The organism is Ruegeria sp. AP12, from assembly GCF_056540025.1.
In genome coordinates, this window is sequence record NZ_JBQFVZ010000049.1 from 1 (window position 1) to 1,452 (window position 1,452).

Genomic DNA, 1,452 nt, shown 5'->3' on the forward strand with positions numbered 1-1,452 from the left:
CGCTCTTTTCGGCGCACGGTCAGAGGCTCGGATGGGCCTGCAACAGTGACGATCACCTCAAGCGGAGGGCCTTCGGGGATCGGGGCTTCGCGCTTGATGGCTCCGAAGATCAGAATCTCGGACCCGTCGAACGTTGCGGTAATGGCAACCCGGTCCTGGCTGAGGCCCAGGACCACCTGCTCTTCCGCGGCAGCGGCGGGCAGGCAGAACAGGCACAGGGCGGCGATCAATGAGCGGACCATGATCAGTGCCCCCCGCTGGCGCCAAGCGAATACAGCTCGGACGGTTCCAGAAGCAGATCAAGCGCCAGCTTGCCGCAGACGACCAGCACCAGCGCGGCCAGCAAAACCCGCAATTGCTCGGCTGGCATCCGGGCGCCGATCACGGTTCCGATCTGAGCTCCGATAACGCCACCGACCAGGAGCAGCACGGCCAGAACCACGTCCACGGTGTAGTTCGTTGTGGCGTGCAGCATTGTGGTGAAGGCGGTTACGAAAATAATCTGGAACAGGGATGTCCCGACCACAACCTTGGTGGGCATGCCCAGCAGGTAGATCATGGCAGGCACCATGATAAAGCCGCCGCCGACGCCCATGATCGCGGACAGAACGCCTACGCAGAGGCCGACCAGAACCGGTGGTATGACCGAGATATACAGGCCCGAGGTGCGAAAGCGCATTTTGAAGGGCATCGCATGGACCCAGCCGCGCTGACGGCGCTTGGCAGGTGCGCCTCCGCCCTTCTTGGCCTTGCGCAGGGCGCGCAGGCTTTCGACGAACATCAGGCTACCAATTACGCCAAGGAAGACGACGTAGCACAGGGTTACCAGCAGATCGACCTGGCCCAAGCTCTTGAGGTAGTTGAACACGACAACGCCAAGCGCGGCCCCGATAAGGCCGCCGATCAAAAGCACCGTGCCCATCCTGAAATCGACCGCCCTTCGCCTGAAATGTGCCAGAACGCCCGAGAAGGACGAGGCCACGATCTGGTTGGCTTGGGCCGCGACGGCAACCGCCGGAGGGATGCCGATAAAGAACAGAAGCGGCGTCATGAGGAACCCGCCGCCGACGCCGAACATGCCCGACAGAATGCCGACCATGCCTCCGAGCCCTAGCAATAGAAAGGCGTTTACGGAGACTTCGGCAATCGGAAGGTAAATTTGCATGGCATGCTCTAGTCGTATTGAGTTCGGCTGTGCAAAGCGGTGGACCCGCCGGCATCGGAAATGCGTGCAGCCTGAATATCGGGCGCTGCGGTCACAGGCCTACCACCCGTCTTTGGCAAATACGAGAGGAGGTTTGCACTCTTTTCTATCAGAGGAAACACGCACATACCCTCTTAGAGCGGTTGCGGCATGCAAAATCAACTCTGCATGCCGCTCCGCAGCGAACAGGACTGAAACTCAATTCGGAACTGGCCTTATCAGCGCTCTTTGACGTAGGGTTCTCCGCC

At 60.5% G+C, this 1,452-nt stretch carries 2 protein-coding genes; both read right to left on the bottom strand.

Annotation, left to right across the window (positions count from 1 at the left end; all coding sequences use genetic code 11):
• On the bottom strand, nt 1–242 hold a 242-nt coding region (locus ACR0E6_RS21065), incomplete at its 3' end, for a TIGR02186 family protein (RefSeq protein ID WP_480586970.1).
• Nucleotides 243–244: 2 nt separating this feature from the next.
• Nucleotides 245–1,165 carry a sulfite exporter TauE/SafE family protein gene (locus ACR0E6_RS21070; protein ID WP_480586973.1) on the bottom strand — a complete coding sequence of 307 codons (921 nt, stop codon included), beginning with the start codon at nt 1,163–1,165 and terminating at the stop codon, nt 245–247.
• Between the last annotated feature and the right edge of the window lie 287 nt (nt 1,166–1,452).

What these genes read in the sequence shown, in the direction of transcription:
- ACR0E6_RS21070 (WP_480586973.1), bottom strand. Translation starts at nt 1,165, where the DNA reads ATGCAAATTTACCTTCCGATTGCCGAAGTCTCCGTAAACGCCTTTCTA.